This window comes from Myxococcus sp. AM010 (assembly GCF_013372585.1).
GTDB classification, from domain to species: domain Bacteria; phylum Myxococcota; class Myxococcia; order Myxococcales; family Myxococcaceae; genus Myxococcus; species Myxococcus vastator.
Genome location: NZ_JABXEO010000058.1, coordinates 1 through 18,162, shown reverse-complemented (window position 1 = coordinate 18,162; position 18,162 = coordinate 1). Strand labels below are relative to the sequence as shown.

14 protein-coding genes are annotated in these 18,162 nt (G+C 71.0%); 5 read left to right on the top strand and 9 right to left on the bottom strand.

Annotation, left to right across the window (positions count from 1 at the left end):
• Nucleotides 1-82 precede the first annotated feature (82 nt).
• Entirely contained in the window at nt 83-2,296 is a 2,214-nt protein-coding gene (locus HV826_RS24155) for a molybdopterin cofactor-binding domain-containing protein (RefSeq protein ID WP_176419361.1), read from the bottom strand.
• Nucleotides 2,293-2,760: a (2Fe-2S)-binding protein gene (locus HV826_RS24150; protein WP_176419360.1), complete on the bottom strand. Its 468-nt coding sequence runs from the start codon at nt 2,758-2,760 to the stop codon at nt 2,293-2,295. The genes HV826_RS24155 and HV826_RS24150 overlap by 4 nt, the downstream gene beginning before the upstream one ends.
• Before the next feature lie 239 nt (nt 2,761-2,999).
• On the opposite strand from HV826_RS24150, the gene HV826_RS24145 reads away from it, so the two are divergent.
• Nucleotides 3,000-4,376: a sensor histidine kinase KdpD gene (locus HV826_RS24145; RefSeq protein WP_176419359.1), complete on the top strand. Its 1,377-nt coding sequence runs from the start codon at nt 3,000-3,002 to the stop codon at nt 4,374-4,376.
• A gap of 86 nt (nt 4,377-4,462) precedes the next feature.
• Here HV826_RS24145 and HV826_RS24140 read toward each other — a convergent pair whose 3' ends face one another.
• From HV826_RS24140 to HV826_RS24130, 3 genes are all read right to left on the bottom strand, one after another.
• Nucleotides 4,463-5,941: a hypothetical protein gene (locus tag HV826_RS24140; RefSeq protein ID WP_176419358.1), complete on the bottom strand. Its 1,479-nt coding sequence runs from the start codon at nt 5,939-5,941 to the stop codon at nt 4,463-4,465.
• A 186-nt stretch (nt 5,942-6,127) separates the two neighbouring features.
• Nucleotides 6,128-8,080: a molecular chaperone HtpG gene (gene htpG, locus HV826_RS24135; protein ID WP_176419357.1), complete on the bottom strand. Its 1,953-nt coding sequence runs from the start codon at nt 8,078-8,080 to the stop codon at nt 6,128-6,130.
• A gap of 98 nt (nt 8,081-8,178) precedes the next feature.
• Complete coding sequence (locus HV826_RS24130; RefSeq protein WP_176419356.1) at nt 8,179-8,994, bottom strand: carbohydrate-binding protein; 816 nt, start codon at nt 8,992-8,994, stop codon at nt 8,179-8,181.
• 164 nt (nt 8,995-9,158) lie between these two features.
• Here HV826_RS24130 and HV826_RS24125 point away from each other — a divergent pair, with 164 nt between their 5' ends.
• From HV826_RS24125 to HV826_RS24110, 4 genes are all read left to right on the top strand, one after another.
• Nucleotides 9,159-10,853 carry a dipeptidyl-peptidase 3 family protein gene (locus HV826_RS24125; RefSeq protein WP_176419355.1) on the top strand — a complete coding sequence of 565 codons (1,695 nt, stop codon included), beginning with the start codon at nt 9,159-9,161 and terminating at the stop codon, nt 10,851-10,853.
• Between the two features lie 79 nt (nt 10,854-10,932).
• The gene (locus HV826_RS24120) at nt 10,933-11,721 is read left to right on the top strand and encodes a fatty acid desaturase (protein WP_176419354.1); all 789 of its coding nucleotides are present in this window, start codon (nt 10,933-10,935) and stop codon (nt 11,719-11,721) included.
• Between the two features lie 33 nt (nt 11,722-11,754).
• The gene (msrP, locus tag HV826_RS24115) at nt 11,755-12,744 is read left to right on the top strand and encodes a protein-methionine-sulfoxide reductase catalytic subunit MsrP (protein ID WP_176419353.1); all 990 of its coding nucleotides are present in this window, start codon (nt 11,755-11,757) and stop codon (nt 12,742-12,744) included.
• An 11-nt stretch (nt 12,745-12,755) separates the two neighbouring features.
• Nucleotides 12,756-13,382, top strand: a complete 627-nt coding sequence (locus HV826_RS24110; protein ID WP_176419352.1) for a sulfite oxidase heme-binding subunit YedZ — start codon at nt 12,756-12,758, stop codon at nt 13,380-13,382.
• 30 nt (nt 13,383-13,412) lie between these two features.
• Here HV826_RS24110 and HV826_RS24105 read toward each other — a convergent pair whose 3' ends face one another.
• The 4 genes from HV826_RS24105 to HV826_RS24090 form a co-directional block, all read right to left on the bottom strand.
• Nucleotides 13,413-13,889 (bottom strand): response regulator, encoded by a 477-nt coding sequence (locus HV826_RS24105; RefSeq protein WP_176419351.1) that lies wholly within the window; start codon nt 13,887-13,889, stop codon nt 13,413-13,415.
• Nucleotides 13,890-13,975: 86 nt separating this feature from the next.
• The gene (locus HV826_RS24100; protein WP_176419350.1) at nt 13,976-15,217 is read right to left on the bottom strand and encodes a hypothetical protein; all 1,242 of its coding nucleotides are present in this window, start codon (nt 15,215-15,217) and stop codon (nt 13,976-13,978) included.
• Nucleotides 15,214-17,691, bottom strand: coding sequence for a TonB-dependent receptor domain-containing protein (locus HV826_RS24095; RefSeq protein WP_176419390.1), 2,478 nt, complete (start codon nt 17,689-17,691; stop codon nt 15,214-15,216). Before HV826_RS24095 ends, HV826_RS24100 begins: the two co-directional genes overlap by 4 nt.
• A gap of 41 nt (nt 17,692-17,732) precedes the next feature.
• On the bottom strand, nt 17,733-18,162 hold a 430-nt coding region (locus HV826_RS24090), incomplete at its 5' end, for a PEGA domain-containing protein (RefSeq protein WP_176419349.1).

The following is an 18,162-nucleotide window of genomic DNA, read 5'->3' as shown; positions in this document are numbered from 1 at the left end:
ACATTCACATGGCGCGCGGCCTCCGTCGAGCGTTGTCGACATGCGCGCGGACCATGCTTGGGCTTGCCTCCTTGGTGCCGTCTCAGCGCGCTTGGAGCGCCGCCGCCAGCCGCTCTGGCGTCAGCGGCAGCTCTCTCAGCCTGGCCCCCGTGGCGTCGAAGATGGCATTGGCCAGGGCCGCCGAAGTGGGGCCCTGGGAGGCCTCGCCCACGCCCAGGAGGGGCTCCCCAGGGCGCTCGATGAGCGCGACCTCCACGGGGGGGACTTCGGAGAAGGTGAGGATGGGGTACGTGCCCCAGTCTCGCGAGGTGACGCGCTGGGCGTCGTAGCGGACCGCCTCCTTCAGGCTCCAGCTCAGCGACTGGATGAGCCCGCCTTCGAGCTGATTGGTGAGCCCATCCGGGTTGACGACCTCGCCCGCGTCGGCGGCCAGGACCGCGCGCAGCACCTGGATGGCGTGAGTTCCAGGGTCGACGCGCACCTCCAGGCAGACGGCGCAGTAGCTCGCGAGGTTCTTGTAGCGCGCGAAGCCGATGCCGCGCCCATGGCCCTGGGCCCTGGGCGCGGACGTCCAGCCGAAGCGCTCCGCCGCTTTCTGGATGACGGCCTTCGCGCGCGCGTCGTGGAGCTGCCGGAGCCGGAAGGCCACCGGGTCCACCTTCGCGGCGTGGGCCAGCTCATCCATGAAGGACTCGATGGCGAAGACGTTCCCGTAGGCCCCCAGGCCCCGAAGCGCGGAGACGCGCAAGGGCATCCGGGTGACGAGGTGGGTCGTCACCTTCCGGCCCGGGAAGTCGTAGAGCGGAATGGCGTTCCGGTCCGCGGCGTAGTTCGGCGGCCCGCCATTCCCGGGCATGGGCATGCGGAAGGGCGCCGCGAGCGAACGCCCCGCCAGCAGATTCCCTGGGTGGCCTCCAGGCCGGGTGCTGTGGGGCGTGGACCAGAGCGCGTAGTCCCAGTCCAGCACGTTGCCTTCCGCGTCCACGCCCGCGCGCGCCTGCATCACCATCGCGGAGCCATACGGCTCGCAGGCGTGCTCGTCCTCGCGGGACCACTGCACGCGCACGGCGTGGCCGGGGAGGGCGCGCGCGAGCAGCGCGGCATCGGCGGCGACGTCGTCCGCGCCGTTGTGGCCGTAGCAGCCGGAGCCGGGCAGGTGCTTGCCGTGGACCTGGCCCACCGGGAGGCGGAGCATCCTGGCGATGGCCGCGCTGGTCTCGAAGACGCTCTGGCTGTGGGTGTGCAGCGTGAGGCGCTCGCCGTCCCACGCCGCCACCGCGCAGGACGGGCCAATCGCGCCGTGCATCTGGTATGGCCGCAGGTAGCGTGCCTCCAAGGTGTGCGTGGGCGCGACGTCGGTGGGCCGGACCCTTTCCTCGATGACGCTGTCCTGGCTGGGTTGCTCCACCAGCCAGGTGTATGGGTCCGGGGGCAGGGTGGCCTGTTCGCGCCAGCGGGCGCTGCGCGCGAGCGCCGCCGCGGCCTGGATGGCCTGCCACTCCTTGGTGGCGATGACGCCCAGGAAGTCGCCGTCACGCACCACCTTCCGCACGCCCGGCAGCTGCTCCACCTTGGCGGCATCCACCTCCGTGAGCGAGGCGCCCTGGGACGGCGCGCGGATGATGCGGCCATGCACCAGGTTGGCGGGCCGGAGGTCGTGCACGAAGCTCGCCTCACCGGAAATCTTGCCCGGCAGGTCCACGCGCGGAACCGAGCGGCCCGCATGATGGCGCTCGATGGGCGGCTTGGGCTTCACCGTGCCCGTCGCCTCCCGGTTCAGCGCCTTCCCGCCGACGAGGCTCCAGTACGTGATGGAGGCGCCCTTCCCGCCGCCAACCCGGATGGTGCCGTCCCGGACGCGAAGCTGCTCCGCTGGGACGCCCAGCTGCTTGCTGGCCAGGTCCAGCAGGATGGCGCGAACCTCGGCGGCGGCATGGCGTATCGCGGTGCCGCTCTGGGAGACGGAGTTGCTGCCCGCGGTGGTGCCTTCGTATGGGGACAGCTCGGTGTCGCCGGAGAGGAAGGTCAGCCGCGAGACGCTGACGTCCAGTTCGTCCGCGCAGAGCTGCCCGAGCGCCGTCAGGATGCCCTGGCCCAGCTCCACCTTCCCCGTCTTCAGCGTGACGACGCCGTCCGCGCCGATGCGCAGCCACGCGTCGAGGCCGCGGGTGCGCCGCAGGCTCCCGGGGAGCCCGGCGCCTCCCGGTGCCGCGCCCAGGGCGCGTGGGCCCGTGAAGGCGAAGGCCAGCACCAGGGCGCCTTGGAGCACCTCGCGGCGGCTCGGGCGGAGGCTCATCGTGCCAGCGCCTCCGCGGCGCGCTGAATGGCTCGGACGATGCGGTTGTGTGAGCCGCACCGGCACAGGTTGGCATCCAGCGCCGCGCGAATCTCCGCCTCGGTGGGCCGTGGCTTCTCCTTCAGCAGCGCCGCCGCCGTCACCACCATGCCGGGGATGCAGTAGGCGCACTGGCCGGCCTGCTCGGCCACGAAGGCGTCGTGGAGCGGATGCGGTGTCCCATCCGGCGCGCGCAAGCCCTCCACGGTGGTGAGGTTCCGGCCGCGCAGGGTGGCCGCCGGCACGACGCAGGCGCGCAGCGGCGAGCCATTGCTCAGCACCGTACATGCGCCGCACTGGCCCACGCCGCAGCCATACCGGGCCCCGTGAAGTCCCAGCTCGTCGCGCAGGATGTAGAGGAGGGGCGTGTCCTCGGGCGCGTCGACGGCGTGCTCGCGGCCGTTGACGTTCAAGGTGAAGCTCATGGCGCCTGCTCCTCCCGCAAGACGGTGGCCCCGCAGCGTATCGCACGCATCCCCTGGCCCGGAGGAGATGTGGCCTGGCGCGGCGATATCCCGCCACCGGGTTGCCATGCCGTGAAGCAGTGCACATCCCGGTGTGGGCGGGTGCGGCGCGGGGGATGGACGTCGCGCGCGAGGGGCGGGTTGGGCTGCCCGTTCACGTCACGCATCGGGTAGGGTGGGGCTTTCCCCTGGAGGGCGTCATGCGGTTGCGGACCTTCCTCACCCTTGGAGCGGTACTCCTTGCGGTTCTGGGACTGGTGTCCGCGGGTGGGCTCTTCTGGATGACCACCCTGCTGCAGCGGCAGACCACCAGCCTCATCGACGCGGCGGAGCGGGTGCGCGCGGCGGCCGAGCTGGAAATCACCCTGCTGCTGCTCCAGTACGCCCACGAAGTGGAAGGTATTGGCCCCAGGGACATCGGGCCGCCCGTCGGGGTGGACGCGCTGGTGCGCGAGGTGCCGGAGCGGCTGGCCCATGTCGAGCTGTACACGGAGACGGAGGCGGAGCGCGGGCTGGTGGCGGCCTCCCGCGCGAGCGTCGAGGCCTATCTCAATGCGCCGGAGCCGGACCGGCGGCTCCGCCTGGCGCAGGCCGTGGATGCGACGCGGGCGGTGATGGACTCCAGCATCGCGCGGGCGCGCGCCGCTCGCGACGAGGCGACCGCCGTGCGCAGGACAGGGCGCTTCATAGGAACGTTGCTCGCGGTGTCGGTGCTGGCGGGCATGGTGTTGTTCCTCGCCATCGCGCAGACGCGCATCTACCGGCCGCTGGTGGCCATCCGCCGCGCGTTGAGCGCGTTCAAGTCAGGGCGGCGCGAATCCCGGGTGGCGCGCGCGGGGCCGCCGGAGCTCCAGGAGATTGGCGCGGAGTTCAACGACATGGCGGAGACCGTCGCCAGTCAGGACGCGCGGCAGCTCCAGTTCCTCGCGGGCGTGGCGCATGATTTGCGCACGCCGCTCAACGCGCTGAAGCTGTCGGCGCAGATGCTGCTGCGGGCCAGGACGGCGCCTCCGCCGGAGAAGGTGCGGGAGTCGCTGGTGCGCATCTCCAACCAGGTGGACCGGCTGGAGCGCATGGTGGGCGACCTGCTGGACAGGACGCGCATCGAGGCGGGGAACCTGGAGCTGCGGCTGGAGGAGTGTGATTTGCGCGGGCTGGTGGAGGAGGTGGTGGAGCTCCACCGGCCGTCCAGCGAGCAGCACCGGCTGGAGTACTCCGTGCCGGACTCGCCCGTGCCCTGGCGGTGTGACTCGACGCGGCTGGCGCAGGTGCTCACCAACCTGGTGAGCAACGCCATCAAGTACTCGCCAAAGGGCGGGGTGGTGTCGCTGCGGCTGGAGTCCTCGGAGCGCGAGGTGTCGGTATCCGTGACGGATGAAGGCGTGGGGATTCCGCCTGGAGACCTGGACACCCTCTTCGAGCCCTTCAAGCGCAGCGGATCCGCGGCGAAGGACATCCCCGGCGTGGGCCTGGGCCTCTCCGTGTCCCGCCGGATTGCCCGGGCGCACGGGGGAGACATCGAGGTGGAGAGCGCCGTCGGCGCGGGCTCCACGTTCCGGCTCCACCTGCCACGCTGATGGGGCTGTCCACGCCCGGAAAGGTGCTCCGGGCGTGGTGCAACCGTGTCGGGAGCCGGAGGCCGTGCTCCCGGCCCCACGGGACGTCAGTGCGTCGGCGAGGCGACGCGGCCGCGGCCCGGCGGCGGCGGCCGTGCACCGGGCGGCTGTGCACCGGGCGACGGCGCGGGCACCACATGCGCCATGCCGGCGTACGGGCCCGGCTGACGGCCGTCACCGCCGGTGCTCAGCGTCAGCGCGATGACCGAGCGGCCCTTCAGCGACACCTCGCGGTGCTCCACCAGCTCGCGCATGGGCACGTCCACCGAGCCCAGCAGCTCGCTCCCGTTCGGCCCGTCCATGTACACCTGGAAGCCGACCCGCCGGTCGTCGAAGGCATTGGCGACCGCGACGAACTCCGCGTCATACGCCGTGTAGATACCGTCACGCCCGTGCGTCGTCAGGTGCATGCCATCCGGGTGGTGGACCTCGATGCGCAGCCGCGGGCGATTCTCATGCGGGATGCTCATGGCCAGGTCCTTCACCAGCCCCGACATCCCACTCTGCCGCGCCATCTGGGTCAACCGGTTGGCCAGCCGCGTGAAGATGTCGTTCGACGCGCCCACCCACGCCCGGCCATCCGGCCGGCCCGGCGTCACCAGCACCGAGCGCAGGACGATGCGGTAGGGCCGCAGCTGCACCCGCTCCAACTGCTGGTTGGCGTAGCCGTCGTCCTGACCCGTGCGCAGCGCCACGTGGTAGGCCTCCGCCGCTCCGTTCCAGTCCCGGCCCGCGATGCGCTGGTCGGCCATGGCCATGTGGCGCACGTACTCCTCCAGCGGCGCGGCGCGGCCCCCCTGCCGCAGGCTCAGCGCGGCGACGTAGCTCTGCTGCGCGCGCGCCCAGTCGTGCTGCGCCCGCGCGGCGTCACCCTCGCGCGACAGCCGCTCGACCTCCTCGGTGACGAAGTGCTCGTACTCCGCGGCGATGTTCTGCGCCCACCCCGACGCGGAGGCGTCCAGCCGCAGCACCAGCTGCGCCAGTTCGTGGGCCGCGATGAAGTTGCCCTCATGCAGGTGCCGGTCCGCCTGGGCACGCCCCTGGGTGATGATGATGCTCCGCACGTCCTCCGCGTGCGTCTTCACCTCGGGCGCCGGGGACAGCTGCAGCGCCCGGTCCATCAGCGAGGCGGCCTCCGCGTACTGCCCCTGCTGCGCCTGCTCGACGGCCGTGTCCAACTGGCCCATCGCCACCTGCTGCGCCGCGTTCGCGCGGAACGAGGCAATCTCCGCGTTGCCTGGCTCCACCGACAGCGCGAAGTCGGACTCGGCGAGCGCGCAGCCCCAGTCCTTCACCTGCGCGCACGTCTGCGCCCGCTGCTGCGCATCCTGGAGCGCCTTGGTGCGGGCCTCGTCGAACTTGAGCTTGATTTCGGGGCTGTCCGGCTCGCTGGCCAGCGCTTGCCGGTAGGACGCATACGCGGACTTCCAATCCCCCACGGCCGCGGCGCGGTCTCCCGTCTTTTCGTGCGCTGCGCACGCACTGAGGACCACCGCTGCGAACAACCCCAGAACCACTCGCTTCATGTCGTCGGACTCCCCTCGATATTCCGAGCGACAATAGCCGACGCGCCCAGGAGAAGCCGAACCCCCCATCCTGGGTCGGGAATGCCCCGTGCGAGGGCCGCCGGAGCAGCCAGCCGCACTGGGCGCTCGCTCGGACCGGGGCGCCCCCTCTCAAAGAAAGCACGAGGGGGCGCCGGGGCCCGCGGCTCAGCTCGCCGGCGGCGCCGAGGCCTGGGCGGGCGCGGCCGCCAGGGCCGCCACCTGCGTCAACAGCCCCGTCATGCGGCGGGCGAAGCGGTTGGGGTCGGCGATGGTGCTGCCCTCGGTGAGCAGCGCCTGGTCGTGGAGCAGCTCAATCCACTCCGCCACCTGGGCCGCGGCCGGGTCGCGGTCATGCACGGCCTTCAGGTGCTCGATGACGGGGTGCTTCGGATTCACCTCCAGGATGCGCTTCACGCGCGGCGCGCCCATGCCCCGGCCGCGCTGCTGGAGCAGGCGCTCCAGGTAGGCCGGCGAGCCGCCCTCCGGCACCACGAGGCACACGGGCGAGTCCGTCAGGCGGTCCGACACGCGCACCTCGCGCACGGACTCCTGGAGCACGTCCTTCATCTTCTCCGTGAGCGTCTTCAGGCCTTCGGCGTGCTGCTCCTGCGCCTTCTTCTGCTCGTCCGTGGACTGGAGCTTCAGGTCCGCCTGGAGCGCGGACACCAGCGGCTTGCCCTGGAACTCGCGCAGGCCCTGCGCGGCCCACTCGTCCACCGGGTCCGTCATGTAGAGGACCTCGAAGCCGCGCTGCTTCAGCGCCTCCAGGTGGGGGCTGTCCGCCACCGCCTTCCGGGACTCGCCGTAGACGTAATAGATGGCCTCCTGGCCTTCCTTCATGCGGCCCACGTAGTCCGCCAGGGACGTCAGGCCCTCATCGCGCGAGCTCTCGTAGCGCAGCAGGCCGCCCAGCTTGTCCTTCTGCTCGGCCTCCGTGGCCAGGCCCTCCTTCAGCACCGTGCCGAAGGCCTTCCAGAAGGTGAGGTAGTCGTCCGGCTTGTCCTTGGCCAGCTTCTCCAGCAGGTCCACCGACTTCTTCACCACGTGCTTGCGGATGGCGCGCACCACCTGCGAGTCCTGGAGCAGCTCGCGCGACACGTTCAGCGGCAGGTCATCCGAGTCGATGACGCCGCGCACGAAGCGCAGCCACTGCGGCACCAGCTCCTCGCAGCGGTCCATGATGAACACGCGCTTGACGAACAGCCGCACCCCGCGCTGCTGCTGCGCGTCCAAGTCGAACGGAGGCTGCTTGGGCACGAAGAGCAGGCCGGTGAACTGGGTGTTGCCGTCCGCCTTGAAGTGCGTCCACGCCAGCGGTGCCTCCCAGTCGTGCGTCAGGTGCTTGTAGAACTCCTGGTACTGCTCGTCGGTGATTTCGGACTTGGAGCGCTGCCACAGGGCGCTGGCCTTGTTCACGACCTCCAGCGACGTCTCAGTCTTCGCCTCGTCGCCCGTCCCCGTCGTCTTGCTCACCTGGAGCTTGATGGGGTGGCCCACGTAGTCGGAGTACTGCGTAATCAGCGAGCGCAGCCGCCACTCACCCAGGAACTCCTTCTGGTCCTCCTTCAGGTGCAGGGTGATGGAGGTGCCACGCGAGGCGCGCTCGGCGGGCTCCACCGTGAAGGAGCCCTTGGCCTCCGACGTCCACCGCCAGGCGGACTGGCCCTGACCGGCGGCGCGGCTGACCACCTCCACCCGGTCCGCGACCAGGTAGGCGCTGTAGAAGCCCACGCCGAACTGGCCGATGAGCTGCATGTCCTTCTGTCCCTTCTGCGCCAGCGCCTCGATGAACTCACGCGAGCCAGAGTGGGCGATGGTGCCCAGGTTCTTCACCAGCTCGTCATGGGACATGCCGATGCCGGTGTCCTCGATGGTGAGGGTGCCCTTCGCCTCGTCGGGGATGAGGCGCAGCTCCAGGGACGGCTCGTCCGCCAGCAGCTCCGGCTCCGTAATCGCGCGGAACCGGAGCTTGTCGAGCGCGTCGGACGCGTTGGACACCAGCTCACGGAGAAAAATCTCCTTGTGGCTGTAGAGCGAATTGATGACCAGGCTGAGGAGCTGGTTGATTTCCGCCTGGAAGGCGTGGGTCTCCCGCTGAGGGGCGTTTTCGACGGTCATGGTGACAGGGGCCTCCGGGGCGCCCGGTGGGGCGCCAGCGTCGCTCTCCCTTAACCATGGAAAGCCGCTTGTCGAGTCCAGAGCGTCCGCCCGCCTGCTCAGGGCCGGGTGTGCTGGTGGTCCACGCCGAAGTTGTTGTCCCAGTACGTCTGGCCACCGACCTCGTAGCGCACGGCGAAGAGCACCCCGTTGCCGGGGAGGGCGGGGATGTGGGCCTGCCAGCGCTCCACGCCCTGCACGTTGGGGCTGGAGATGTAGGCGTACCCGAAGGTGTAGCCGGAGACGTAGGCCGCGGGCGCCTCGTGCGCGGTGGCCCAGCCGTCCGTGGAGTACACCACCGTCACGTTCTTGGCGTAGTCCAGGTTCTTCACGTCGATGCTGACGTCCAGGTCGCCATTGTCCCGCCAGAAGCTGGCGGCCACCAGCACCGGGGCGTAGGGCTGGTAGGGCCCGTCACCGCGGCCCACGTGGTGGTGGTTCCATTGATGGGTGTCCCAGTACGTCTGGCCCGCCACGGTGTATTTGGCCACGAACTCCAGGTCGCGTGAGGGCTGTGGGTCCACGCCCCAGCTGGCGTACATGCGCGTCACCTTCCAGATTTCACGCCCGGAGGCGCCGCTGCCCGCGGGCCCCACGTAGGAGGCGGCCAGGTCCGCCCAGGTGCCGTCCGGCTGCTTCATGCTGACGGAGACCTCCTTGTGGTACGCGAGGTTCTGCACCAGCAGGGTGATGGAGACGTCCTGCCAGCTCTGGCCATAGCGGCTGCTCACGGTGCTGACCGCCTTCTGGACCCGGATTTCCTCGCCGGCCTGGGCTGGGGGAGCGACGAAGCCCAGGGCCAGCGCGGCCAGCGCGCCCAGCAGGGCCTGCCAGCGGAAGGGGGACACGGCGGGGGCGTGGGATGCGGGCGTCATCGAGGGCCTCGAAGGAAAGAGGGAGCACGGCGGCTGCCACCGCGCATGGTGGCATGGGCCCCCGACTTCCGGGTGTGCGCGAATGGCGGGGAAGTGTCGGACGTTGGGTTTCCAGGTGTGCGGAACGCTGGGAGGGGGGGCTGGGTTGGAGTAGGGAAGGGGACATGAACCGTACCCTCCTGTCCCTGCTCGGCGCGGCGCTGCTGTCGAGCGCCGCCACCGCCGCGGAGAAGACGCCCCCCGCCCGGTTCCCGGATGCCGCGGAGCTCCAGCGCCTGACGGCGCGCTTCGCCCCCGTGGAGCTCCGGGTGGACCTGAAGGCGCTGCCGGAGTCCGAGCGCCGCGCCCTGGCTCGCATCGTCCAGGCCTCGAAGCTGATGGACGCGCTCTTCCTGCGTCAGCGGTGGGCGGGCAACGAGCCGCTGCTGCTGGACCTGGTCGGGGATACGACGCCGCTGGGCCGCGCGCGGCTGCAGGCGTTCCTGTTGGACAAGGGGCCCTGGAGCAGCCTCGACGAGGCGCGGCCTTTCCTCCCCGGCGTCCCGGCCAAGCCCGCGTCCGCGAACTTCTATCCGGCCGGCGCCACCCAGGCGCAGGTGGAGGCGTGGGTGAAGTCGCTGCCCGAGGCGCGGCAGAAGGAGGCCACCGGCTTCTACACCACCATCCGCCGCGGCACGGACGGCGGCTTCATCGCGGTGCCCTACAGCGTGGAGTACCAGGGCGAGCTGGCCCAGGCCGCCGCGCTCTTGCGCGAGGCCGCCGCGCTCACCCGGCAGCCCACGCTGAAGGCGTTCCTCACCTCGCGCGCGGACGCGTTCCTGTCCAACGACTACTACGCCAGCGAGGTGGCGTGGATGAAGCTGGACGCCAGCATCGAGCCCACCATCGGGCCCTACGAGGTCTACGAGGACGAGTGGTTCAACTACAAGGCCGCCTTCGAGGCCTTCGTGGGCCTGCGCGACGACGCGGAGACGCAGAAGCTGGCGAAGTTCAGCGGGCAGCTCCAGGGGCTGGAGGACCACCTCCCCATCGACCCGAAGCTGCGCAACCCGAAGCTGGGGGCGCTGGCGCCCATCCGCGTCATCAACAGCCTGTTCTCCTCCGGTGACGGCAACCGGGGCGTGCAGACGGCCGCCTTCAACCTGCCCAACGACGAGCGGGTGTCGGAGAAGATGGGCTCCAAGCGCGTGATGCTGAAGAACGTGCAGGAGGCCAAGTTCGAGCGCGTGCTGCTGCCCATCGCCAAGGTGGCCCTCACCCCGGCGGACCAGAAGGACGTCTCCTTCGAGGCCTTCTTCACGCACATCCTGATGCATGAGCTGATGCACGGCCTGGGGCCCAGCAACATCACCGTGGGCGGCAAGGCCACCACCGTGCGCAAGGAGCTCCAGGCGGCCTCCAGCGCCATCGAAGAGGCGAAGGCGGACATCTCCGGCCTGTGGGCGCTCCAGCGCCTGGTGGACACCGGCGTCATCGACAAGTCGCTGGAGCGCACCATGTACACGACGTTCCTGGCCTCCGCGTTCCGCTCCATCCGCTTCGGCGTGGACGAGGCGCACGGCAAGGGCATCGCCGTGCAGCTCAACCACTTCCTGGACACCGGCGCGGTGAAGGTGAACGCGGACGGCACCTTCTCCGTGGTGCCGGCGAAGATGAAGTCGGCCGTCACCTCGCTGACGAAGCAGCTCATGGAGCTTCAGGGCCGCGGCGACCGGAAGGCCGCCGAGGCGCTGCTGGCGAAGCACGGCGTGGTGCGCCCGCCCGTGCAGCGCGTGCTGGAGCGCCTCAAGGACGTGCCGGTGGACATCGCGCCGCGCTACGTCACCGCGGAGGAGCTGGTCCGCGACGTGAAGAAGTAGCCACCGGTCCGTTGCCCCGCCCCGCCGCCTGGGCTTTTCCCGTGCGCGGCGAGCTGGCGATGGCCAGAAAGCAGGAGAGATGGAGACTTCCGCCCGCCAACTCCGTCCAGCGCCGCCCGGTCCCTGGGGCGTCGTCATCGCGCTCGTCGTCATGGGCGCGTGGGGCGGGCACCTGGCCTGGGCGCTGACCCGGGCGGAGCTGCCATGGGTGGAGCCGCTCACCTGGCTGCACGTCGCCCTCCAGGCCTGGCTGTGCACGGGGCTCTTCATCACCGGCCACGACGCCATGCACGGCACGGTGTCTGGCCGGCGCTGGGTGAACGAGGCCGTGGGCACGGTCGCCTGCTTCCTCTTCGCGGGGCTGTCCTACCGGCGGCTGGTGGTGAACCACCGTGCCCACCATGTGCGGCCCACGAGCGAGGAGGACCCGGACTTCTCCACGCACAGCCAGTCCTTCTGGCCGTGGCTGGGCACCTTCATGGCCCGCTACACCACGCTGCCCCAGCTTGGGGTGATGGCGGCCAAGTTCAACGTGCTGCTCTTCCTGGGCGTCTCCCAGCCGCACATCCTCGCCTTCTGGGTGCTGCCCTCGGTGCTGGGCACGTTGCAGCTCTTCTACTTCGGCACCTACCTGCCGCACCGGCGCCCGGAGACGCCGGACATGGCCCCGCACCACGCGCGCACCCTGCCGCGCAACCACCTGTGGGCCCTGCTGTCGTGCTTCTTCTTCGGCTACCACTGGGAGCACCATGAGTCCCCGGGCACGCCCTGGTGGCGGCTGTGGCGCCTGAAGGACGCCCGTGCCCGGGAGGCCGCGCTGGCGCAGGGCGCCGGGACGCTCCCGGGACAGGAAGGCACTGCCCGGTAACGCACGGGCGGCCTGGGCCGTTATACAGGGGCCATGCGTGACAAGCCGCCCGCCGAGCCGCCCAGCTCCGAAGTCACCCCCGAGAAGACGTACCTGCGCCGGCGCGAGCTGCTGAAGAACGCGGGCCTCTTCGCGGGCACGGCCGTCGCCGTCGCCGGAGGGCTGCACCTGCTGGGCCGCAAGCAGACGCGCCCCATGGACCGCTTCGTCCCGGACGCGGGCCTGGTGGAGCAGCCGGTGGCGAAGGCGATGGGCCCCTTCGACACGGACGAGCCGCGCACGCCCTACGAGGACGTCACCACCTACAACAACTTCTACGAGTTCGGCTTCGACAAGAACGACCCGGCCCGCTTCGCGCACACGCTGAAGCCCAGGCCGTGGAGCGTCGTCATCGACGGCGAGGTGCACCAGCCGCGGACGGTGGACGTGGAGCAGCTCACGTCCTGGTTCTCCCTGGAGGAGCGCGTCTACCGCATGCGCTGCGTGGAGGCCTGGTCCATGGTGATTCCGTGGCTGGGCTTCCCGCTGGCGGCGCTGCTCCAGCGCGTGGAGCCCACCCGCCAGGCGAAGTACGTCGCCTTCACCACGCTGCTGGACCCGGAGCAGATGCCGGGCCAGCGCCGCGCCCTGCTGGACTGGCCGTACACGGAAGGCCTGCGCCTGGACGAGGCGATGAACCCGCTCACGCTCATGGCCACGGGGCTCTACGGCCGGCAGCTGCCCAACCAGAACGGCGCGCCGCTGCGGCTGGTGGTGCCGTGGAAGTATGGCTTCAAGGGCATCAAGTCCATTGTCCGCATCACCCTCACGCGGGAGGAGCCCATGACGACGTGGCGGTTGTCCGCGCCGCGCGAGTACGGCTTCTATGCCAACGTGAATCCCGCAGTGCCCCATCCGCGCTGGAGCCAGGCCAGCGAGCGCCGCATCGGCGACTTCGAGCGCCGCCCCACGCTGCCCTTCAATGGCTACGCGGAGCAGGTGGCCCACCTCTACACCGGCATGGACCTGCGCCGGTTCTACTGAGTCCCCGCGCCATGGCCTCGTCTCCATACCCCTGGCTCAACCCCGCGCTCGTCGTGGGCGGCCTGTCGCCGCTGCTGATGCTCGCCGTCCAGGGCCCCCGGGGCGAGCTGGGGCCCAACGCGATTGAAGCCGCGCTCCACCAGACGGGGCTGTTGGCGCTGGTGCTGCTGCTGGCCTCGCTGGCGTGCACGCCGCTGCGGCTGGTGGCGGGGTGGACGTGGCCCGCGCGCGTGCGCCGCACGTTGGGCCTGCTGGCCTTCACCTACGCGGCGGCGCACTTCCTCGTGTACGCGGTGCTGGACCAGGGGCTGGCCTGGGGCACGCTGTGGGCGGACGTCACCGAGCGCCCCTTCATCACCGTGGGCTTCGCCGCGCTGGTGCTGCTGGTGCCGCTGGCCGTGACGTCCACCCAGCGGTGGGTGCGGCGGCTGGGGTTTCCGCGCTGGCAGCGGCTGCACCGGCTGGCCTACGTGGCCGCGGCGCTGGGCGTGGTGCACTTCGTGTGGCGCGTGAAGAAGGACGTCACCGAGCCGCTCATCTACGGCGCGGTACTGGCGCTGCTGCTGGCCATCCGCGTGGGTGAGGCCCTGCGAAAACGCCGGGCCCGCGCCGCCGCGGCGGCCCGGAACCCGGCGTGAGTGAAGCGGCGCCCAGCGGGGCGCGGCGCGCTACTTGCGCGGCAGCGGGAGGATGGTGTCCACCAGCGTCATGAGCTGCGCGCAGCTCACCGGCTTGCGGACAAAGGCGCTGATGCCGGCCTTCTGTCCCAGCGCGCGCACCTCCGCCACGTTCGGGTCGCCCGTCATCATCAGGATGGGCACCTTGGCCAGCCTCGGGTTGGCGCTGGCGCGAATCTGCGCGGCGAAGTCCGCGCCGTTCATCCCATCCATGTGGAAGTCCGTGAGGACCAGGTCCACCGGCTCCGCCTCCGACACCTTGAGGCCTTCCTCGGCGGACTCCGCTTCGAGGAACTCGAAGTTGCGAGCCATCAGGTAGATCTTCAGCAGCGTGCGGATGGAGCGGCTGTCATCCACCAACAGCACGCGCTGCGGAGCGGTGCCCGCGGCGGGGCGTGCGCCCAGGGGGCGGGTCGTCTCCGTCGTGGTGCGGAGGGGGAGGGGCTCGGGGAGGGTTCCGGCCTTCATCGGATCATCAACCTCAATTGGGGCAGTTCCCCGGGGAACGGCGATCATGTTGGCGGATGGAGCCTCCGAAGTCAAAGCACCACCACTCAGGGAACCTCCAGGAAGAAAGCCTGACTTTCCACAGCGGGAAGCCCCAGTCCAGACGCCAGGGTGGGTGCCAGTTCATTGGGCATACGCCATGTCTGGCCACTGGGTTGGATCAACACCACCGCGTAGCGACCTCGGGGCAGCGCCAGCAGTGGCACTGGGTTCTCGGGCACCCGGACGTCCAGTGCCTGGGGTCGCACCACCACCTGCAGCTCCGGAACGCTGGCGCCTTCCATGCGCGGGTTGCCATTCTCGTCGGTGAGCGCGGCGATGGGGCCGTCCGGGACGAGCCCCGCGGCGAGCACGACGACATCCGGCTGGCCGTCCAGGGCGCCGGTGTCCGCGCGTGCGTAGTCCACACCCAGCGCGTCCGGGACACCATCGCGGTCCAGGTCGTTCTCGTCCACCAGGTTGCTGGCGTCATTCGCCAGCTTGCGCACCACCACGCGCGGCCAGAGGTCGGGGACGCCGTCCTGGTTGGCGTCGTCGGGAATGCCGTCGTGGTTGGCGTCCACGTAGCTGACGGCGAAGCCGTCCGGGCGCTGGTTCACCGCGCCGTCATGCAGGGACAGCGGCTGGAGGCGCAGCTGCTTCTGCGCGCTGCCCAGCTGCCCGTCGCCCTGCACCACCTGGAACGTGGGCCGATCCCTTGGCACGCGCGCGGTGTCGGAGAAGCTCACCGCCACGCCGGTGACGGGCTGCGGCTGGCCGTTTGCGTCCACGACGACCTCCACCGTGAGCGGCCTGCCAGTGGCGTCCACCGCCGCGCCGCCCACGTCACCCGCGTTGGGCTCGCTGGTGACGCCGTACCAGGGGTTGAAGTCGGAGCGGCGGCAGGAGGCGTCCGCGCCCGGACCGCAGCCGTTCACGTCAATGAAGCCGCGGAGCAGGTAGCGGCCCGCGGGCACCAGGCTGAAGCTGAAGGGCGCGACGAAGGGGCCGGGCGTGTCACCCGCCAGCGCCGGGCCGAAGAGCTGCTCGGCGGAGACGACGGTGAAGGTGACGGGGCGGCCGGTGCCCTGCGGCGGCGGGGGCCGGTCCGCGTCGTAGAGGAACACCACCGCGTTGCCACGCGCGCGTGACTGCACCACCAGGTGGCCGTCGATGCGCGCGGTGCGCGTGTTCTGCCGCACGTCGGCGGTGGGCACCACGGGCGGTGAATCACAGCCGAGCCCGAGCACGGACGCGAGGGCGAGGCCACCGGCGGCCCGCTTCCAGGAGGACAGGAGGGGGCGGCTCATGGAGTCACCGTCAGGGTCGCGTAGACGCGCCGCTCGATGCGATTGCCGAAGGGGTGCTGCGAATGCGCGCCGCCCAGGTGGCTGCCCACCAGCGCGACGGTGACGGTGTCCTTGACGGCCATGTAGCCCACGCGCGCGTTCACCACGGTGTAGGCGCGCAGCGGGTTGGACACCAGGTCGATGCGCGTGGGGTCCGCGGCGGCGGGCTCGCGCTCAATCCACGTGGAGGCGGAGGTGTAGGCCGCGTCCACGCCGAACTCCAGGTCCGCGCGAGAGCGGTAGGTGAGGCCGCCGTACAGCCGGAACTGTGGCGCCTGGTTGCACGGGCCGCACTCGGCCGTCGACTCGCGGTCCGACGTCACGTCCTGCAGCGACGCGCTCAACTTCAAGCCCAGGCCGTCCACCGGCGCCAGGGTGACGCCGGCCTCGGCGCCGCGCGCGGTGTAGACGGCGTCCTCGTTCTGGAAGGACGAGCTGCCCAGCAGGTACGAACCAGTGCCCGCGTCGTACGACTGGCCCGGCGGCAGCCGCGTCACCCCGGACAGGCCGATGAGGTCTCTCACCCGGTTCTGGTACACGGCCACGTCCAGGTCCATGCCCAGCTCCGGGGACTCGCCGCGCCAGCCCAGCTCGAAGGCGGTGAGGCGCTCGGGGCGCAGCTGCGTGTTGCCGGTGGTGAGCGTGCTCACGCCGTTGATGCCCGGCACGGGCACCGTCAACTGCGTGTAGCTCTCCAGGAACGTGGGCTCGCGGAAGGCGGAGGCCGCGCTCGCGCGGAAGGCGTGGTTTTCGAAGGGCTTGAACAGCGCGGAGATGCGCGGCGAGTGCGCCAGGCCCGGGCTGCCCAGGTTGAGCAGCGGGTGCCGGTCCACGCGGTAGCTGGCCACCAGCGCCAGCGGCTCCACGATGCGCCACTCGTCCTGGACGAAGAAGGCCGCGTGCACCTGCTCGCGCAGCGGCCCCAGGTAGTCTCCCCAGTCCACGCGCTTGAGGCGGCCCTCCACGCCGATGTTGAGCTGGTGCGTGCCCGCGAGCTCGAAGTCGCGCGCGAAGAGCAGCTCCGCGTTGAAGAGGTTGGAGCTGAGCGACGTCACCAGCGAGCGCTGGCCGGTGGCTTCATACTGCGGGCCCGCGTCGCTGGAGATGTGGTTCCAGAACGTCTTCAGCTTCAGCGGCCCCAGCTCCACGTCGCCCTTGGCGAAGGCGTTGACGCCGTCAATGAAGTAGTTGCGCAAGAGGCCCGGCGGATAGATTTCCGTGGTGAAGCGATTCACGCCGCCGGACAGGCCCACCTGCCGTCCTTCGGCGAAGGTGTACACGGCGGACAGCGACGCGCGCGCGCCGCGGGCGCCCAGGTCCGGGTCGGGGCCGCGCAGCGTCACGTCCGGCAGGCCGCTGGCGTAGTCCCGGCTCCACTTGTCCGTCTGCGAATAGCCCGCCGCCGCCCGGTAGCGCATCGCGCCCGAGCCGCCATGGCTGACGAAGGAGCCCGCGGCGGTGTTGCCGGTGCCGCCGGTGACGTTGAACCGCGCGCGCGGTCCGGTGCCGGGCGCGCGGGTGATGATGTTGACCACGCCCAACATGGCGTTGGCGCCGTACAGCGCGCTGCCCGGGCCGCGGATGACCTCGATGCGCTCAATCTCCTCCAGGCCGATGGGGATGGAGGACCAGATGGTGAGGCCCAGGAAGTCCTGGTACTCCGTGCGGCCGTCCACCAGCACCAGCACCTTGTTGGCGATGCGCTGGTTGAAGCCGCGCAGCGACACGTTGGCGCTGCCCACGCCCAGGGCCATGACGTCCGCGCCGGGCACGCGCCGCAGCAGCTCCGGCAGCGACGTGGCGCCCGACAGGCGGATGTCCTCGGCGGTGATGACGGTGGTGGCGTTGGGCGCGTCCAGCGAGGACTGCGCGCGGCGGCTCGCCGTCACCACGCGCTCCTCGTAGGGCACCGCGCCCAGGTCCACGCCGCCGGCCGCGTCGTCCGCGCTGGCGGGGGCGGCGCCGGTGGGCGTCAGGCCGGGGATGGTGGCGCTCCCCACGGGCATGGCCTCGGCCCGCTCAATCGCCTTCTCCAGCCGCTCCAGCAGCGCGCTCAGCTGCTGCTGGGACTGCATGCCCGCGGGGGGCGGCGGCATGGGCAGCGACGCCGGGTCCTGCGCGGCGGCCTGCGCCTCCCCGGCCTTCAGCTGCTCCTCCAGCGCGGCCACCATGGGCAGCACGGAGGCCGCGTCCGGCGGGTTGCTGGCCAGGTAGCGCTGGTACACCTCCAGCGCCTCCCTCGGCCGGGCCGAGTCCTGGTAGGCGCGGGCGATGTTGAAGAGGACGTTGGGGTGCGGCTTGATGGCGTAGGCGGCTTCGAGCTCGGCGATGCCCGCGTCGTATTGCTTCTGGGCGATGAGGCTCATGCCGCTGCGGAAGTGGCGGCGGGCCTCAAGGCGGGCGTCCGCCAGGGCCTCCCCCGCGCACAGGCACATCGCGAGGAGGCCCGCTCGTTTGAGGGCTGTCAGGGTTTTCACTAGTACGGGTCGTCCTTGTAGGGCGACGAGTCTGGGGCCTTTCCAGGCCGCGTGCTCGCCTTCTTCTTGAGCTGGAGCTTCTGCGTGAAGCGCTCCTCGGGGCCCGCGCCCTTGGCGACGGCGCGGGCGCGCTGGTAGCCGTCCAGGGTGAAGGTCAGCGCCGCTTCCGCCACGCCGCTCGCATCCGGAGCCACCTCGAGGTTCAGGGGCGTCTCGCCCAGGTCCTTCCCCTGGTACGTCACGCGCGCGCCCAGGGGGTCGCTGACGATGAGGAAGCGCACCGGCTCCAACTTGGGCCGCGTCAGCGGCGCCAGGGCCAGCTCCTCGTCGGACGCGCTCATCGCGGGCGCCTCGGGCGGGCTGGCGGCCTCGGGCACGTTGGCTTCGGGCACGGCCTGGGCGGTGGCGGGCGGTGGCGGTGTGACGGCG

Coding starts and splice junctions, on each gene's coding strand:
- HV826_RS24155 (WP_176419361.1), bottom strand. CDS start 2,296: ATGAGCCTCCGCCCGAGCCGCCGCGAGGTGCTCCAAGGCGCCCTGGTG.
- HV826_RS24150 (WP_176419360.1), bottom strand. CDS start 2,760: ATGAGCTTCACCTTGAACGTCAACGGCCGCGAGCACGCCGTCGACGCG.
- HV826_RS24145 (WP_176419359.1), top strand. CDS start 3,000: ATGCGGTTGCGGACCTTCCTCACCCTTGGAGCGGTACTCCTTGCGGTT.
- HV826_RS24140 (WP_176419358.1), bottom strand. CDS start 5,941: ATGAAGCGAGTGGTTCTGGGGTTGTTCGCAGCGGTGGTCCTCAGTGCG.
- htpG (WP_176419357.1), bottom strand. CDS start 8,080: ATGACCGTCGAAAACGCCCCTCAGCGGGAGACCCACGCCTTCCAGGCG.
- HV826_RS24130 (WP_176419356.1), bottom strand. CDS start 8,994: ATGACGCCCGCATCCCACGCCCCCGCCGTGTCCCCCTTCCGCTGGCAG.
- HV826_RS24125 (WP_176419355.1), top strand. CDS start 9,159: ATGAACCGTACCCTCCTGTCCCTGCTCGGCGCGGCGCTGCTGTCGAGC.
- HV826_RS24120 (WP_176419354.1), top strand. CDS start 10,933: ATGGAGACTTCCGCCCGCCAACTCCGTCCAGCGCCGCCCGGTCCCTGG.
- msrP (WP_176419353.1), top strand. CDS start 11,755: ATGCGTGACAAGCCGCCCGCCGAGCCGCCCAGCTCCGAAGTCACCCCC.
- HV826_RS24110 (WP_176419352.1), top strand. CDS start 12,756: ATGGCCTCGTCTCCATACCCCTGGCTCAACCCCGCGCTCGTCGTGGGC.
- HV826_RS24105 (WP_176419351.1), bottom strand. CDS start 13,889: ATGAAGGCCGGAACCCTCCCCGAGCCCCTCCCCCTCCGCACCACGACG.
- HV826_RS24100 (WP_176419350.1), bottom strand. CDS start 15,217: ATGAGCCGCCCCCTCCTGTCCTCCTGGAAGCGGGCCGCCGGTGGCCTC.
- HV826_RS24095 (WP_176419390.1), bottom strand. CDS start 17,691: ATGTGCCTGTGCGCGGGGGAGGCCCTGGCGGACGCCCGCCTTGAGGCC.